The following is a 15,241-nucleotide window of genomic DNA, read 5'->3' on the forward strand; positions in this document are numbered from 1 at the left end:
AGGAGGATCTCGTGGCTGGTGACACCACCATCACCGTTGTCGGAAACCTGACCGCTGACCCGGAACTGCGTTTCACGCCGTCCGGCGCGGCCGTCGCCAACTTCACCGTTGCGTCGACACCGCGCACGTTCGACCGTCAGACCAATGAGTGGAAAGACGGCGAGGCGCTGTTCCTGCGCTGCAACATCTGGCGGGAGGCCGCGGAGAACGTGGCGGAGAGCCTCACCCGCGGTTCGCGGGTGATCGTTCAGGGTCGGCTCAAGCAGCGCTCCTTCGAAACCCGAGAGGGCGAGAAGCGCACGGTAGTGGAGCTCGAGGTCGACGAGATCGGTCCGTCTCTGCGCTACGCCACGGCCAAGGTCAACAAGGCCAGCCGCAGTGGCGGGGGCGGCGGCGGGTTCGGCAGTAGCGGCGGCGGGGGAGGCTCCCGCCAATCCGAGCCGAAAGACGATCCGTGGGGCAGCGCGCCCGCGTCGGGCTCCTTCAGCGGGGCCGACGACGAACCGCCCTTCTGATCAACATCGAAATTTTTGCAAGGAAGAGATAACCAATGGCCAAGTCGAATACCAAGCGGCGGCCGGCACCGGAGAAGCCGGTCAAAACCCGCAAGTGCGTGTTTTGCTCCAAGAAGGGGCAGAACATCGACTACAAGGACACCGCGCTGCTGCGCACCTACATCAGCGAGCGCGGCAAGATTCGTGCGCGTCGGGTGACCGGCAACTGTGTCCAGCACCAGCGCGACATCGCCGTCGCCGTGAAGAACGCCCGCGAGGTGGCTCTGCTGCCGTTCAGCTCGTCGACGCGGTAGAGGGGAACATCATGAAGCTGATTCTCACCGCCGAGGTGGAGCACCTGGGTGTCGCCGGCGACGCCGTCGAGGTCAAGGACGGCTACGGCCGCAACTACCTGTTGCCGCGCGGGCTGGCCATCGTGGCCTCCCGGGGCGCCGAGCGCCAGGCCGAGGAGATCCGTCGGGCCCGCGAGACCAAGGTCGTGCGGGGTCTGGAGCACGCCAACGAGCTCAAGACCGCGCTGGAGGGGCTGGGCGAGGTGTCGCTGCCCGTCCACGCAGCTGCCGACACCGGCAAGCTGTTCGGTTCGGTCACTGCGACCGACGTGGTCGCCGTCATCAAGAAGGCCGGTGGCCCGAACCTGGACAAGCGCACCGTCCAGCTGCCCAAGGCGCACATCAAGTCCGTCGGCACCCACCCGGTGACCATTCGCTTGCACACTGGTGTCGAAGCCAAGGTGTCGCTGAACGTCATCGCGGAGTAAGTGGCCGAGTTCTAACGGCAGCGTCAAAACGCCCGGGTCGGGTCCGTGATCGGATCCCACCCGGGCGTTGCTGTGCCTGCGGCGAACATTGTCAGCACGATGCCGTATACAGCGAACCCACCCGAGCGTTAACCTGACCGGCCCTTGTGCGCAACACAACACGCCCGAGTTGGCAACCTGCGCCGACACGCCGTGGTAATTGCCATCCACAGTTCTTGAGCCATTGGTTAGTGGTCTGAACTGGGCGTATAGCAACTGACTCGGCAGTAATCCACAGGTTCTCCCCAACGACTCAACACCACTACCCACAGATATCCCCAAGCCATCCACACTTTCATTAACAGGCCGAGTATCGGGGGTCGCCAGCAACGTCTACCGTAAGCTGCCGCGAGGCGTTCGACGGGTTTGGTTGTCAGACCTCGGTTCTACAGTCGCAGTACCGTTTCGAATAGACGTTCGAACTTGTCGCAGGGCAGGTCTCGAAAAGGGGGTGGAAGTCTGTGGCTGTCGTCGACGACCTGGGGCACCCGGACGGACCTCCGGATATGGACGGCGCGCCGCCGAGCGAGGATTTCGGCCGTCAGCCTCCGCAGGATATGGCCGCCGAGCAGTCTGTACTGGGTGGGATGCTGCTCTCCAAGGACGCGATCGCCGACGTACTGGAGCGGCTGCGACCCGGTGACTTCTACCGCCCGGCTCACCAGAACGTCTACGACGCGATCCTTGACCTCTACGGCCGTGGGGAGCCCGCTGACGCGGTCACTGTCGCGGCCGAGCTGGACCGGCGTGGTCTGCTGCGCCGTATCGGCGGAGCGCCCTATCTGCACACCCTGATCTCCACGGTGCCCACTGCCGCCAATGCCGGTTTCTACGCCGGCATCGTCGCGGAGAAGGCGCTCTTGCGCCGGCTCGTGGAGGCCGGCACCCGCGTGGTGCAGTACGGCTACGCCGGCGCCGACGGCGCCGATGTCAGCGACGTGGTGGATCGCGCACAGGCCGAGATCTACGACGTCACCGAGCGGCGCGCGTCGGAAGACTTCGTGCCGTTGGAAGACCTGCTCCAGCCGACCATGGACGAGATCGACGCGATCGCGTCCCAGGGCGGCATCGCTCGTGGCGTACCTACCGGGTTCACTGAACTCGACGAGGTCACCAACGGTCTGCACGCCGGGCAGATGATCATCATCGCGGCGCGTCCCGGTGTGGGGAAATCGACTCTCGGCCTGGATTTCATGCGCTCCTGCTCGATCAAGCACCAGATGGCCAGCGTCATCTTCTCACTGGAAATGAGTAAGTCCGAGATCGTTATGCGCCTACTCTCGGCGGAGGCGAAGATCAAGCTGGGCGATATGCGTTCGGGCCGCATGAGCGATGACGACTGGACGCGGCTGGCGCGGCGCATGAGTGAGATCAGCGAAGCGCCTTTGTATATCGATGATTCGCCCAACCTGACGATGATGGAGATCCGTGCCAAGGGACGACGGTTGGCACAGAAGGCCGATCTGCGGCTCGTGGTGGTCGACTACATGCAGCTGATGAGCTCCGGTAAGAAGTATGAGTCGCGCCAGCAGGAAGTATCCGACTTTTCTCGTAGCTTGAAATTGATGGCAAAAGAATTGGACGTTCCAGTAGTTGCAATTAGCCAGCTTAACCGCGGGCCCGAACAACGCACAGATAAGCGTCCGCAGGTCTCTGACCTGCGCGAGAGCGGAAGTTTGGAACAAGATGCGGATATGGTAATGCTTTTACATCGCCCCGATGCATTTGATCGCGACGATCCGCGAGGTGGCGAAGCCGACATTATTCTCGGTAAGCACAGGAATGGCCCCACCGCCACAATTACAGTGGCACATCAATTGCATTTATCGCGGTTTACAAATATGGCGCGATAAGGCGACTTTTGTCTAGATGCAGGCCAAATTGGCAAAACCCCGTGATGACGCCCAACACGAACTGGGCCTGGGCATCACCCTCAAGGCCCGCAAGGTCGAGATGGTCGCACCACCTGTGGGAGCGCTGTTCACCGATGCCTCCGCGGGCCCGTGGCGCCGCAATTGGTGACCCGCCCACGGAATCCTCAAGAGCTCCAGCGGGTTGCTCTATGACGCCCTGGCCGGCGTCTACGCGAGCCTGGGTTTCGATGAGGCTGTCGGCGATGAGGTCTTCCGGGATCTGGTGATCGCCCGCAGCGTCACTGTCGAGGCGTAAACGCACTATGCGCCGCGCCCGTGCCGGTGGCTACCGCGACCAGATCGCCACCGCCTGCTTCACTCACGTCCGCACTGCTGGTGATGTCAGCCTGGTCCTCTGCGCCGTCACCACCTGGTACTGCGAAGCCGACACCGAAGGTGATCTGCGTAGAGTCGGCTACTCCACGCAACGCCGCGTGGACCCGCAGATCGTGGTCGGGCTACTGGTCGACCGGAGCGGATTCCCGTCGGAGATCGGCTGTTTCGAGGGTAACAAGGCCGAGACCATCTAACCATCGTGCCGATCGTCAAAGCGTTCCAAGCTCGCCACACCATCACCGACATGGTCTGTCGTCGCAGATGCCGGCATGCTCTCCGCGGGCAACCTGCGCGACCTTGATGATGCCGGGTTTCGGTTCATCGTCGGATCCCGGATCGCCAAAGCCGCCAACGATCTCGCATCGTACTTTCATTGGCAGGGTGACGTTTTCAACGACGGGCAGATCATCGACACCATCACTCCACGCGACCAACGCGGCACCGCTGCCAAGAGCAGCGACCGCAAGGTCAAAGCCGAACCCGTCTGGAACCCGAACACCAACACGAAGTCGTGGCGGGCGGTGTGGGCGTGCTCAACCAAAAGGGCGATGCGTGACAACAAGACACTGAACCTGGGAGGCTTCGTCTGGGTATCTGATAGTGACACTGGCCCAGTAAGTTTGGGTCACTGTCGGCGTCTGCCGACACAAGTATCGGTAGGAGGTGGGGGCCGCGTCGTCCTGGTATCGGTGCAATCTCTGAGCCGGGTGACCCGGTGACGGGCGCCCTTGTCCGCCGATCGGGGGACACCGGATTCCACCGGTTCAACCACCTATCGCCGGACAGACGCGGCCAGCGCGACGCGAGAGAGTTGTGTCAACGCCGACACGACCGGCAGCAGAACCGAAACGCCCATCCCCGCAGGAGAACTCTGATGACCATCACCCGCTACATCGCCGTGTCCGCTGTTTCCGCAGGCATCCTCGGAGGCGCGGCACTCGGACTGGCGGGCATGGCCAGCGCAGGCACGTACTCCTACCAGCCGACGCCCAGGCCCGGAATCGTCGCCACGCCCAACACCATCGCCCGGCCACCCGTCGTCGTGCTACCCGGCCATCGGTGGCACACGGACCGCTCGTTCTCCAGCGACGTCCTTGCGGGCGAATAGTCAGAAGCCCGCGGGCGCTTCGCCCTCGAAAAGATCAGTTAACTGCAGGACACACCACGAGACCGCGCAAGCGGCCGAAAAGGACAACCCGTGAGCACCACACACAGCCACCAGACCTCTGAGGACCGGGTCGAGGACACCGCCACCGGACTTCCCGCCCCGTCCAGCCAAACCATCGCACCCGAAGCAAACGTGCTGGATCACCTCGACGCGGTGCCGGCCGGAGCCGCCGTGCTGGTCGTCAAACGCGGCCCCACCGCCGGGCTACGGTTCGTGTTGCATCAGCCGATCACCACCGCTGGGCGTCATCCCCGCAGCGACATCTATCTCGACGACATCACCGTCGGCCGCCTGCACGCCGAATTCCGCTGCACCAGCGGTGAATTCCAGATCGTGGACACCAATAGCCTCAACGGCACCTACCTCAACCGCCAACCGGTGGAGACCGCGACACTGACCCACGCCGATGAAATTCAGCTCGGCAACTTCAGCTTGCTGTTCTTCACCAGCAGCGCAGCCAACTGACCGAGCAGCGAGCGGGCTATCCCTCGAAAGCACTGTACGGATTTGGTTCCACCCGCTCTTTCGATGAACTTGCAGTAATGAAGTGGCGAGAATTGCACACGAGAAGGACCCGACCCACCGAGGCACGCGCCAAGAACCTCGATGGTTCGTGCGCTCAGAGCTTTCCGTGGTCGACTATCGCATTGACCACACGCACGGCCTGGTCGTCGAGTCGCTCCCCGGTGACCCGCACATCGATGACGATGTCGCCGCGGGCTCGCATCGCGTGCACCGTGCCCCAGCCCGTGTACGACTGCGATTGGCAGTCCGTGACCTCGTCGGCACCAACGGTGCGCGGGACGTCGATGGTGAACGTCCGCGGCGGTCGGCCCGCGGACGTGATGGTCAGCACCTCGTCGGAACAGCGCTGCCAGGTACCCACAATGGACGCGACGAAGTCACGGGCGTGTGCGGCGGTGTCGAACGCCACCACCGCCTCGTCGACCTCGGTGCTGCCCTGATCGTTGGTGAACAGCGTCCCGCGCATCTCGCCGCTGCGGGTTCCCTGGTACACCGACGCCATCGCGTTTGCGCTGACCGCCAGGCAGTCCGCGGGCGAGTAGGAGTACCCGGCAGGCCATTGTTCGAACGCGCGGTAGGTGTGGGTGGCTTTAAGCGGTGGCGGACCCATGATCGCGTTGACGACGGACTCGTCGACGAGCATGTCATCGAGCCGAGAAACGACCGCGGCGTCATGTACGGGTGTGGGTGCGCAAGCGCCCAGCAGCAGCGCAACCCCGAGCAACGCGACACCCATCCGCACACGCATGCATCAACTGTCGCAGATTCAGCGGGTGCACCTTGGCTGACCTGTGCGATTTGGCCATGTCGGGGGAGGTTTCCGGTTCAGACATCTGCATCCGGGCGTCGGTGCTGTCGAGATCGGTTGGTGTGCCGGATGGTTCGACTCCGCTCGACATCGAGGTGTCCCACTTGGCGTCTTCTGAGATTTGGACTTATTCGTCCTACTGGACAATGGATTTCGTGGCGCAGGCCATAGGGAACGCGAGCACTCACGGACTTGGCACCCAGCTGGCGCCGTGCCGCTGGAGTGGTGCCAGGTGCGATGCACGGATGAGCAGGCAACGTCGACCTGTCACTATCGGGGGGTGACGACACCGTGCGATAAGGGGTTGCCGTGGGCCAGTGATCGGATCTCGTGGCCGGTGATGATCCCGCTACTTGTGGGAATCCTCGCTCAGAGCCTCGCGGTGAGCATGATCAACACCGCCCTGCCGAAACTCGCCCACGATCTCGGCATCGCCCCTGCGGACCAGTCGTGGGTCGTCAACATTTACCCGCTCGCCGTGGCAGCTGCGATCGTGCCCGCCGCGCGGTGGGGCGACCGCTCCGGCCGCCGCCGCGCCCTGGTCGCGGGCATGACTGTGTTCGCGCTGCTCAGCGCGGTGGCCCCGTTGCTGTCCGTCCCCGGGCTGCTCGCGGCGCGACTCGGCCTCGGCGTCGCCGGCGCGCTCATCCTGGCGAACGTGGTGTCCACGATCGGCGCGGTATTCATCGGCCACGCCCGGACGATGGCGAATGGTCTGTGGGTGGCCGTGTTCGGTGCGGCCAATACCATCGGCCCGCTCGTCGGCGGCTACCTCACCGATCACTGGGGCTGGCAGTGGGTCTTCTGGATCTGCGTACCGATCGCGGCGATCGGAGCGGTCCTCACCCGGGTTGCGGTGCCGAACACGCGGGCTCCGGTGCCTCCGGCGTGGCATCCGGGGTGGGTAATCATTGCGGCGCTCGGGCTCGCCGTCACGGTGTACGGCGTGCAGCGCCTGCCGTTCGCACCGGCTGTCGGCGCCGTCGTCGGGCTGGCCGGCGCGGGCGTCCTGACCGTGTTCTTGCGGGCCCAGCGGCGGCTGCGGGACCCACTGCTGCGGGTGGACCTGTTCGGAGACCGAGGTTTCTCGGCGGCGGTGGCAACGATCATCGTCTCGGCCGGGATCACCCTCGGGGCGATCTATCTGACCAGCCTGCATCTGCAGAACGATCGGGGGTGGTCGGCGTCCGCGACCGGCCTCGTGTTGCTCTGGCAGGCGATCGCCACCATGGTCGGCGGCATCGTGGCGCCCATGCTGGCCCGGATCGACCGCCGCGGCCTGGTCCTACCGGCGGCGCTGATGCTGCAGGCGGCCGGGCTGGCCTGGGCGGCAACGGATCCGGCGGCGATCGGCCCGGCCCTGCTGCTGATAGGCGCGGGCTTCGGGGTGATCGGCACCCTCGGCACAACGGCGCTGTTCGTGGCGGCTCCCGCCGACGCGGTGTCCCAGGTGGGGGTGGTGCAGGAGGTGTCCTTCGCGCTGGGCTCCGGGCTCGGCGTCGCAGTGCTGGCGGCGCTCGCGGCACCGTCGGGCTACTCTGGCTCGCTGGCCGCCGCGGCCGTTGGGGTGACGGTGACGGCCGCGGCCGTCGCCCGGATCGGCAATCCCCTGGCTCCGACCTCCGGCACCTGACCGGTACCTCGCTCCGCAGTGAAGTGCGAATGGGACATCTTGAGTGCGCGCACACCGGGATCCGTGGGGGAGGGGACAGTCTCGGCCGGCGGGTGTGAGATCGAGTCCGGTCGGCGGTGTTATGAAGTCGCCAATCCTCCGGTCTACTTCGACGGAGACGCCAGCGAGATGTCGGCAGTGATTCGGTTGCTGCTTCGTTGGACGCTCAGGGCTCCGGAGTTTGCGCGTCGAGGTGGTACGGGAATTCGTTGCCGCGGCGTGAGGGCAGGTCCATTGTGGGGACGCAAGACCTTTGACAGGAGGAGTCGATGAACAGATCGAAAGCCGCAGCATTGAGCGCGGGATTCTTCGTGGTCGCGCCCGGCACGGTGGTCGGACTGATCCCATGGCTGATCACACATTGGCAGTTTCGGCGTCCGCTCCCGGGCTGGGCGGTGATGCGCGTCGTCGGCGGGCTTCTGATTGCCGCGGGCCTGGTTCCTCCGGTCTCGGCCTTTGCGGAGTTCGTCAAGGCCGGTGGCACCCCCATCCCGGTCGCGCCGACCGATCGTCTGGTCGTCTCGGGATTCAATCGCTATGTACGTAACCCGATGTATGTCGGACTGTTGCTGGCGATCATCGGACAGGCCGTGCTGTTCGGAAACATCCGGCTTCTGATGTACGCGGTAGCGGCGTGGGTAGCTCCCGCGGCGTTTGTCCGCTGGTATGAAGAACCCACTCTCGCAAGACAATTCGGCGACGAGTATGAGGCGTACCGGCGGGCGGTACCGGCCTGGCTGCCGCGGTTGCACGCGTGGGAACCACCACTTCGATGACAGCTGCACCCTTCGGTGGGTGCGGATTTCGACGGGCAAGCAGCGACGCGGTGGCCTCGGCCGCCGTCATCGTAACCACGGGTCACCTCGAAACGAAAAAGGAGTAGTCAACTACTCGTGCGTCATCTCTGACCCGGGACGGACGATTACTGCGACTGCGACGGCCCGGGGCTGACTACCAAGTCCGCCAAGTCCGTGTTGGCGGAGCCGTGACGATGCCTATTGGAGGCATGCAATAACCCGTCTACGGCGAATCCCCGGCCGTGGCGTCTGCCATTGACATCACACACAGCGGGGTGTAGTCAGATGAACGATATCTACGTCATTGAGAGCTGGTTCGGCGAGCGACGGAACGTGCGCAACGTCTGTGCTGCCGACGAGGACGACGCATTTCAAACCCATGAGTTGCATTACCCCGGTGAACGCATCGTGAGCGTGCGGACAACCATCCCGAAGTAGCCGCGATCATCGGACAGGCCGTGCTGTTCGGAAACATCCGGCTTCTGCTTTCAGAAAAGTGCAGCGCTGTCGAGCGGTAGCCCGTGCGCTTTTCGGTCAGTGGGTTGCGGTGCTGGTGAAGAACAGCAGGCAAAAGTTACCGATCTGAATTTCGTCGCCGTGGGTCAGTGTCGCGGTGTCCACCGGTTGACGGTTGAGGTAGGTGCCGTTGAGGCTGTTGGTATCTATGATTTGGAATTCTCCATTGGTGCAGCGGAATTCGGCGTGCAGGCGGCTGACGGTGATGTCGTCGAGATAGATGTCGCTGCGGGGATGACGCCCGGCGGTGGTGATCGGCTGATGCAACCGGTACTGCAGTCCGACGGCGGGGCCGCGTTTGACGACCAGCATGGCGGCGCCGGGCGGCAATGGGTCGAGGTGATCCAGAGCGGTTGCCACGGATGCGATAGTTTCGCCACAAGGGGCGAGCAATTCGGTGGTGTCCTCGACCCGGAACTCGGCGGTCTGATGGTTGTCTGTGGTGCTCACGGGTTGTCCTCTTCGGCCGCATGCGCGGTCTAATTGACTAGAGTGCATCTATTCCGACGTACAGCGCGGCGATGGTTCGTTCGCGTTGGTGCCCTCGGTTTTTGAGCCCGCAACGACTGGCACATGGCGTCTGCCTCGGACGGAGCCGTCGACATAGATCGACCACGGACAGGAGCTGCATTCGCTTCTGTCGAGCTCATCAAGAGCAGCGGCGGCGATGATGATGATCGGAGCCCCGCACGCCGGGCACCGCATCATTTAGCAATACCACTCTCGGTCCGTAGGCACAACAAGGAAACCGTCACCTCGGCTGGCCGCGCGCCCGGTGTCGGTACGGACATTGCTCAGGTGTGGCGGACTCCTTTTCGTGTCCTGTGGTGTGGTGTGCGACGTAGTCTGGGTTTTCGTTGTTGGGGTTGGTGGTGTGGATGGAAGGTGTTGGCAGGGTGAAGGTGACGGTGTTGGGGGCTAGTGGCCTTATCGGGGGGTTGTTGGTTGATCTTTTGGTCCGGGAAGGCGAAGAGGTGGTGAGGGCGTCGCGGCGCTCGGGGGTGGATGTGTGTCGTGGGGTGGGGGTGGACAAGGCGGTGGCCGGCGCGCAGGTGGTGGTGGATGTGACGAATGCGTCGTCGTTTGATGATGAGGAGGTGATGGATTTTTTTGTCGCCTCGACCAGGAATGTGGTGGCGGCGGCGCGGGCGGCGGGGGTGGGCCATTATGTGGCGTTGTCGGTGGTGGGGGCGGATGGTTTGCCGGATAGTGGTTATTTGCGGGCGAAGGTTGCTCAGGAGCGGATCATTGTGGCGTCGGGGTTGCCGTACACGATTGTGCGGGCGACGCAGTTTGGTGAATTCGCTGGGGCGATTGTGGAGTCGATGGTGGTGGAGTCGGATGCGGATGAGGATGGTGAGCATGATGTGCGGGTGCCGGATGCGTTGATTCAGCCGATTGCTGCTGATGAGGTGGCGGCGTTTTTGGCTGAGGTGGCGATTTCGTCGCCGCGGAATCATGTGGTTGATATTGGTGGGCCGGAGAAGATTTCGTTTGCTCGGTTGGCTCGGGAGGTGTTGGCTGTTCGCCATGATGATCAGCGGGTGGTGGTGGATCGGCAGGCGCGGTATTTCGGTGCGGTGTTGAAGAAGGATAGTTTGGTGACCGGGCCTGGTGCGATGATCGCCTCAATCCCCTTCTGCTAACCAACCCGCCCGCCGGAACCTCTGTGTTTCAACAGTATTCGCCGGTGGCATCACGCGAAGGGACGATCACCTACTCCCCGGTGGGGTCGGGATCGCGCGTCATCCGAGTCTGCGTCGTTGGAACCGTTTTACTCAGCCTGACGGCGGTCCCTTCGTGCGGACAAACGCCGCCGCCGTCGGCCGCGACTAGGGCGTCGGCAAGCGCGGCACCGACGACCACCGTGCCGACGATCACCGTGGCCACGACCACTGCACCCCCTGTTGTTCCCGAGGGTGATTTCACACCTGTCACCCAGCTCGTGAACGCCGCGGTGGCAGCACATCGGCTGCCCGGTGCCGTAGTCCAGATCGGACACGGCGGCAACGTGGTTTTCCGTCAGGCGTTCGGCCTCCGCAAACTGCCCGACGAGCCAGGGCTCGACGGCGAACCCGCGCCGGCCGAAGCAATGACCGAGGACACGATCTTCGACCTGGCGTCGTTGACGAAGAGCCTCGCGACCACCGTCGCCGTCCTCCAACTCTACGAACAGGGCCGCATCCAGATCGACGATCCCGTGCAGAAGTACCTGCCCGAGTTCAACCCGGCGAATGACCCGCGGCGCGCCCAGGTGACGTTGCGCATGTTGCTCACGCATACGTCAGGCATCGCCGGCGATTTGAGCCTGGACGGGCCATGGGGGCTGGACCGGGCCGACAAAGTCCAAGGCGTTCACCGTGCGCTCGCCGCATGGGTGGTGTTCGATCCCGGAAAACTCTTCCACTACTCCGATATCAACTTCATCATCCTCGGCGCACTGGTCGAGAAGATCACCGGCGAAGCATTGGACGCTTATGTGCCCGACAACGTTTTTGCGCCACTGAGCATGTCCGACACCCGCTACCTTCCCGCGGATAAAGCGTGTGGACCGCACCAGATTCGCGGCACGGCAATCGCTTTCGACAAGAACACTCCTGCGGAAGGGCCGTGTTCCCCAGGCTCGTGGAGCACCGATCTCTTGGCGCGCATCGCGCCGACCGCGCACGACGGCGACACTCCGGGTCTCAACCCCGACTATGGCCACCTGCTTCGTGGCACCGTCCATGATCCGACGGCACGCCGCATGGGCGGGGTGGCAGGAAGCGCCGGGGTGTTCTCGACAGCACAAGATGTCGGCAGGTATGCGCAGGCGCTGCTTGATCGCCTCGCCGGACGCCCAAGCCCGTTTCCGCTGAAACAATCGACGCTGGAATTGATGACGACACCGCAACAGCCCGGGCATAACCCCGCGCAACTGAAGGATGCCAATCAGGCCACTCGGCAAGCCATCGAAAAGAGCCCTAACACAAGGGATCCCCTGCTCGCTCCGAATTATCCGGCGATAGCCGGCCAAGACCTCCGCGGTTTCGGCTGGGACATCGATACGGAACAGTCCCGACCGCGCGGAATGGTCTTTCCCATCGGCAGTTTCGGCCACACGGGCTTTACCGGAGTGACGCTGTGGATGGACCCGGGGTCAGACACCTACGTCGTCGTCCTGGCGAACGTGATTCATCAACCCGGCGGTCCTCCCGTTGTAGAACTGAGCGGTGACATTGCCACCGTGACCGCCCGAGCCCTGCATCTCTACAACGAATAGCCGGCCACACGAGATGTCACGCCGAATTCGCTACGCTACTGGCGTGGCGCGATCCGCTTCACGACGCGAAGTCCTCAGGTATGCGGCGCTGTTCGCACCGGCATTGGCCGTCCCGGGCGGGCTCGCGGCGACAACGGCTATGCAGCGGGCATCGGCCGACGGTCTGCGAATAGTCGATTTTGCCGACCGGTTGGTCCAGCCCGAGCAGATCAAGTCCTCGGGCTTCGGCGGGGCACTGGTCTACGTCTCCGAATTGCGGCCGGGTGCCACGTTCGACTTCAAACCGGTCACGCGTGACTATGCTGACGGCCTGCGAGCGGCGGCCCTGCAGATCGTCAGCTGTTACCAGTTCGGCAAGCCCGGGTGGCCAACACCATCGGATTTCACTCGCGGCTACGACGGGGGTGTGGCCGACGCCCAGACGGCGTTAGGCTTGCACACCGCGGCCGGCGGCCCCGCGTCAGCACCGATCTTCTTCAGCGTCGACGTGAACGACGTTCTGGCAGCCGATTTCGGTCAATGGGATCTCGCGCGATAGGAGTTCGCCGGTCAGCGGAAGCGGACGTCCATCGTCGCCAGGCCGAAGATCTTCCGGCCGCCCGACTTCGCGGCGACGATGACGACGCCGGTGCGGGTCTGCGGGTCCAATGATTTGATCCGGCCGCTGAATTCGATGTCGGCACCCTCTTTCGCCGACACGATTGCGGGTTGCGAGAGCCGCACGGCATAACGGGTCACGGCCCCCGGGTCGCCCGACCATGTGGAGACGAATCCGGCACCCAGGCCCATGGTGAGCATGCCGTGGGCGATCACATCGGGCAGCCCGGCCAGCTTGGCGATGTCCTCGTCCCAGTGGATCGGGTTGGCGTCACCCGCCACACCGGCATAGTTCACCAGGTCGCCGCGGGACAGTCGGGTGTGGTGCACCCCTAGCTCGTCCCCGACTTTCACGTCGTCAAAGGACAGTGTGCCCGGCGTGCGGGTCGTGCCTCCCTCGGCGAGCCGCACTTCGCCATCGGGCCGCACGGTCTTGTGGTAGTCGGTATCGGTCGCACCGATTCCGGAGAAGTCCACGTCATGCATCATCGCGTTCTGCACGGCCGCCATGGTCCCGGGATTGATGTCCTCGGCCGTGACGCCGACGACGGTGGTGTGCAGGGTATGCACGCGCTCACCCGCCAGATCGGTGAAAGTGTTGGTTACGGTGATCATGTCTCGGCCGGCGATCCGTCGGACCGATGTCAGTTCGACGTCGATGTTCAGCTCGTCGCCGGCGACGATCGGGCGGTGCTGCTCGAAGACCTCTTCGGTCTGCAGATAGGTGTCGTAGCCGACGACCACCGATTCGAACATCCGCCGATTGCAGGCCATGGCCGGGGTTGATGTGAATGTCAGCGGTGCGACCACGCCGGAATATCCCAGCTCAGCGGCGGAGGCGACGTCCCAGTGTGCGGGGTGGTAGTCCTGCACGGCACGGGCGTACTCGCGCACCTTCTCGCGGCCCACAAGGTAGGGGCCGTCCGCCTGGTAGTAGTGGCCGACCCGGGATTCGAGCGTCGATGTCTCTGCTGCGGTCATGAATCTGCTCAACTTTTCTATCGGCTTGTACGCTGAGGCCGACCACAGCACACTAACGTGCGAGCTGGCGGCAACACACGCCGACGCACGTCACGGGGTATCGGACCCGGCCTTGGGATCATGTATCGGTGACCGATCGTGTGCTTGTCCTCGGTTCGGGTTTTGCGGGCCTGTGGGCGGCTCTCGGGGCGGCTCGGCGCCTTGACGAGTTGGGAGTGTCGACGGACGCAGTCGAGGTTGTCGTGATCAGCTCGCAGCCGTTTCACGACATCCGGGTACGCAATTACGAAGCTGACATCAGCGCCTGCCGTATCCCGCTGAGCGATCTGCTCGACCCGGTCGGCGTCCGGCACATCGTCGGGGACGTCACAGGCATCGACGTCGAGGGCCGCACCGTATCGGTTGCCGATGGCACGCGCTACACCTTCGATCGGCTGGTGCTCGCGCTGGGTAGCCACGTGGTCAAACCAGACATTGCCGGGTTGTGGGAGTTCGGCTTTGACGTCGATACCTATGACGCCGCGCAGCGGCTGCAGGATCACCTTCGACATCTCGCCGACGGCGTGGCAGACGCCACGGCAACGACAGCGGTCGTGGTCGGCGCCGGTCTGACAGGAATCGAGGCGGCCTGTGAGCTGCCTGCCATGATCCGGACGGCATTCGGCGCACGCGACGTCACGCCCCACGTGGTACTGATCGACCACAACCCTTATGTCGGCTCGAACATGGGCGAATCCGCCCGCCCGGTCATCGAGAAAGCATTGGCGCATAACGGAATAGTGACGATGACGAATGTTCATGTGGTGGCCGTCGACAACGCGGGAATCACGTTGTCCACCGGCGAGGTGGTTGCGGCGGGCACCGTCGTCTGGTGTGCCGGTATGCGGGCCAGCCCGTTGACCGGCCAGCTCGGCGTCGAGCGGGACGGGCTGGGTCGCGTGCCGGTCGACGACTGCCTTCGGGTGATCGGCGCGCCCGGGGTGTTCGCCGCAGGCGACGTTGCGGCGGCCCGGATGGACGACGCACACATGTCGGTGATGTCGTGTCAGCACTCCCGTCCGATGGGTCGGTACGCGGGACACAACGTGATCAGCGATCTGTGCGGAGAGCCGTTGCTGTCACTGCGAATCCCTTGGTATGTCACGGTCCTCGATCTCGGACCGGCCGGAGCGCTCTATACCGAAGGATGGGACCGGCATGTGGTGGCCGATGGTGCGCAGGCCAAAGCCACCAAGCGCGTCATCAACACCCAACGCATCTATCCTCCGCTGGATCGGGACCGGAGCTCCTTGCTGGCCGCCGCCGACCCGACACTGCAGACGGCGCCGGCCTACGGGCAGTAGGTTTGGGGG

The 15,241-nt window shown here is 64.1% G+C and carries 17 protein-coding genes and 2 pseudogenes; 15 read left to right on the plus strand and 4 right to left on the minus strand.

The window, feature by feature from the left end; genetic code table 11:
- The first annotated feature begins 11 nt into the window (after positions 1–11).
- The 8 genes and pseudogenes from B133_RS0118110 (at position 12) to B133_RS0118155 (ending at position 5,196) form a co-directional block, all read left to right on the plus strand.
- Positions 12–515: a single-stranded DNA-binding protein gene (locus tag B133_RS0118110; RefSeq protein ID WP_018603056.1), complete on the plus strand. Its 504-nt coding sequence runs from the start codon at positions 12–14 to the stop codon at positions 513–515.
- Between the two features lie 35 nt (positions 516–550).
- The gene (gene rpsR / locus B133_RS0118115) at positions 551–808 is read left to right on the plus strand and encodes a 30S ribosomal protein S18 (RefSeq protein WP_018603057.1); all 258 of its coding nucleotides are present in this window, start codon (positions 551–553) and stop codon (positions 806–808) included.
- Positions 809–819: 11 nt separating this feature from the next.
- On the plus strand, positions 820–1,275 hold the full coding sequence (gene rplI, locus B133_RS0118120) for a 50S ribosomal protein L9 (RefSeq protein ID WP_018603058.1): 456 nt from the start codon (positions 820–822) through the stop codon (positions 1,273–1,275).
- A 500-nt stretch (positions 1,276–1,775) separates the two neighbouring features.
- The gene (gene dnaB, locus B133_RS0118125) at positions 1,776–3,167 is read left to right on the plus strand and encodes a replicative DNA helicase (RefSeq protein WP_026256581.1); all 1,392 of its coding nucleotides are present in this window, start codon (positions 1,776–1,778) and stop codon (positions 3,165–3,167) included.
- A 16-nt stretch (positions 3,168–3,183) separates the two neighbouring features.
- Positions 3,184–3,336, plus strand: a complete 153-nt coding sequence (locus B133_RS24685; protein WP_018603060.1) for a hypothetical protein — start codon at positions 3,184–3,186, stop codon at positions 3,334–3,336.
- 21 nt (positions 3,337–3,357) lie between these two features.
- Positions 3,358–4,132 (plus strand): annotated as a pseudogene (locus B133_RS25395) (IS1634 family transposase); the annotation flags it as partial.
- Between the two features lie 305 nt (positions 4,133–4,437).
- On the plus strand, positions 4,438–4,671 hold the full coding sequence (locus tag B133_RS23020; RefSeq protein WP_018603062.1) for a hypothetical protein: 234 nt from the start codon (positions 4,438–4,440) through the stop codon (positions 4,669–4,671).
- Positions 4,672–4,761: 90 nt separating this feature from the next.
- On the plus strand, positions 4,762–5,196 hold the full coding sequence (locus B133_RS0118155; RefSeq protein WP_018603063.1) for an FHA domain-containing protein: 435 nt from the start codon (positions 4,762–4,764) through the stop codon (positions 5,194–5,196).
- Positions 5,197–5,350: 154 nt separating this feature from the next.
- Here the strand turns inward: B133_RS0118155 and B133_RS0118160 are convergent, their stop codons facing one another.
- Positions 5,351–6,004, minus strand: coding sequence for a sensor domain-containing protein (locus B133_RS0118160; RefSeq protein WP_018603064.1), 654 nt, complete (start codon positions 6,002–6,004; stop codon positions 5,351–5,353).
- Positions 6,005–6,344: 340 nt separating this feature from the next.
- On the opposite strand from B133_RS0118160, the gene B133_RS0118165 reads away from it, so the two are divergent.
- The 3 genes from B133_RS0118165 (at position 6,345) to B133_RS24700 (ending at position 8,971) form a co-directional block, all read left to right on the plus strand.
- On the plus strand, positions 6,345–7,697 hold the full coding sequence (locus B133_RS0118165; protein ID WP_018603065.1) for an MFS transporter: 1,353 nt from the start codon (positions 6,345–6,347) through the stop codon (positions 7,695–7,697).
- Between the two features lie 308 nt (positions 7,698–8,005).
- Positions 8,006–8,512 carry an isoprenylcysteine carboxylmethyltransferase family protein gene (locus tag B133_RS0118170; protein ID WP_018603066.1) on the plus strand — a complete coding sequence of 169 codons (507 nt, stop codon included), beginning with the start codon at positions 8,006–8,008 and terminating at the stop codon, positions 8,510–8,512.
- 306 nt (positions 8,513–8,818) lie between these two features.
- A complete protein-coding gene (locus tag B133_RS24700) occupies positions 8,819–8,971 on the plus strand; it encodes a hypothetical protein (RefSeq protein WP_018603067.1) in 153 nt (50 codons plus the stop codon).
- Positions 8,972–9,067: 96 nt separating this feature from the next.
- Here the strand turns inward: B133_RS24700 and B133_RS0118180 are convergent, their stop codons facing one another.
- Positions 9,068–9,499, minus strand: coding sequence for an FHA domain-containing protein (locus tag B133_RS0118180; RefSeq protein ID WP_018603068.1), 432 nt, complete (start codon positions 9,497–9,499; stop codon positions 9,068–9,070).
- 446 nt (positions 9,500–9,945) lie between these two features.
- Here B133_RS0118180 and B133_RS0118185 point away from each other — a divergent pair, with 446 nt between their 5' ends.
- On the plus strand, positions 9,946–10,695 hold the full coding sequence (locus B133_RS0118185; protein ID WP_026256584.1) for an SDR family oxidoreductase: 750 nt from the start codon (positions 9,946–9,948) through the stop codon (positions 10,693–10,695).
- A 70-nt stretch (positions 10,696–10,765) separates the two neighbouring features.
- On the opposite strand, the gene B133_RS25040 is transcribed toward B133_RS0118185, so the two are convergent.
- Positions 10,766–10,978: a hypothetical protein gene (locus tag B133_RS25040; protein WP_232423383.1), complete on the minus strand. Its 213-nt coding sequence runs from the start codon at positions 10,976–10,978 to the stop codon at positions 10,766–10,768.
- Between B133_RS25040 and B133_RS0118190 the strand changes: the two genes are divergently transcribed.
- Both B133_RS0118190 and B133_RS23025 read left to right on the plus strand, forming a co-directional pair.
- Positions 10,932–12,311, plus strand: a complete 1,380-nt coding sequence (locus B133_RS0118190) for a serine hydrolase (protein WP_018603071.1) — start codon at positions 10,932–10,934, stop codon at positions 12,309–12,311. The genes B133_RS25040 and B133_RS0118190 overlap by 47 nt on opposite strands.
- Before the next feature lie 13 nt (positions 12,312–12,324).
- A pseudogene (locus B133_RS23025) lies at positions 12,325–12,798 on the plus strand (DUF1906 domain-containing protein); the annotation flags it as partial.
- A gap of 62 nt (positions 12,799–12,860) precedes the next feature.
- Here B133_RS23025 and B133_RS0118200 read toward each other — a convergent pair.
- Positions 12,861–13,889: a fused (3R)-hydroxyacyl-ACP dehydratase subunits HadA/HadB gene (locus tag B133_RS0118200; protein ID WP_018603073.1), complete on the minus strand. Its 1,029-nt coding sequence runs from the start codon at positions 13,887–13,889 to the stop codon at positions 12,861–12,863.
- Positions 13,890–14,017: 128 nt separating this feature from the next.
- Between B133_RS0118200 and B133_RS0118205 the strand changes: the two genes are divergently transcribed.
- Positions 14,018–15,232, plus strand: a complete 1,215-nt coding sequence (locus B133_RS0118205; protein ID WP_018603074.1) for an NAD(P)/FAD-dependent oxidoreductase — start codon at positions 14,018–14,020, stop codon at positions 15,230–15,232.
- Positions 15,233–15,241 lie beyond the last annotated feature (9 nt).

Source organism: Mycobacterium sp. 155 (genome assembly GCF_000373905.1).
In the GTDB taxonomy this organism is placed as follows: domain Bacteria; phylum Actinomycetota; class Actinomycetes; order Mycobacteriales; family Mycobacteriaceae; genus Mycobacterium.